Genomic DNA, 926 nt, shown 5'->3' on the forward strand with positions numbered 1-926 from the left:
TCAACGAAACGCCGGAATGACCTTGTCGCCGTAGGTCTCGATGATCTGCGCCTCGTTGCCGTTGTCGAGATAGATGTTGAACTGCGTCACGCCGGCCGCCTTGAGCTTGCCGATCTTCTCGATGTGCTGCTCGGGCGTGCCCAGCACGCAGAAGCTCTCCACCACGTCCGGCGTGATGAAGTCCAGGTACGGGTTGTCGCTCTGGCCATGCTTGGAGTAGTCGTAGCCACGGCGCTTCTCGATGTACGAGGTCAGGCTCCTCGGCACCAGCTTCGAGTCCTTGCCATACTTGTCCACGATGTCCGCCACGTGGTTGCCGACCATCGCCGGGAACCATTTGGTGGCCTCGATGCACTCGTCCATGTTGCCGAAGTACGCCGGCGCGGCCGCCTGAACCTGGTATTTCGACATGTCTCGCCCGGCCTCCTTGCCCGCCGACACCGCCTGGTCCGTGAACCACTTGCACAGCCCCGGATCGGCGAGCTGCAGGATCACGCCGTCGCCATGCTCGCCCGCGCACTTGAGCGCGAGCGGACCATACGCCGCGATCCACACCGGCAGTTCGTAGCCATTGGCCCACGGAAACTTGACCGGCGCCTGCGCGTCTTCATACATCACCTCGTCGCCGCGCACCATGCCCTTGACGGCCTGCGTGAAGGCCGCCACGCGATCCATCGACGCCGGCTTCTTGCCCATCACGCGGCGCGAGCTGTCGCCGCGACCCAGGCCGATATCGATGCGGCCGTTCGATTGCGCGGCGAGGCTCCCGTACAGCGAGGCGGCAAGCGACCACTCGCGCACGTCCGGATTGGTCACGCACGGCGCGAAGCGCATCTTGGTGGTGTGCTCCATGCACATGGCCATCGCCACGAACGACTCGCGCCACAGAATGTGCGAGTCGTAGAACCAGCAGTAGTCAAAGCCCT

Annotated in this window: 1 protein-coding gene; it reads right to left on the reverse strand. The window is 64.1% G+C overall.

All coding sequences use genetic code 11. The annotated features are described in order from the left end of the window. A partial coding sequence (locus BO1_RS49015; protein WP_028223799.1) for a TIGR03842 family LLM class F420-dependent oxidoreductase occupies positions 1 to 926 on the reverse strand: 926 nt, incomplete at its 5' end.

It is taken from the genome of Paraburkholderia oxyphila NBRC 105797, from assembly GCF_000685075.1.
Classification (GTDB): Bacteria; Pseudomonadota; Gammaproteobacteria; order Burkholderiales; family Burkholderiaceae; genus Paraburkholderia; species Paraburkholderia oxyphila.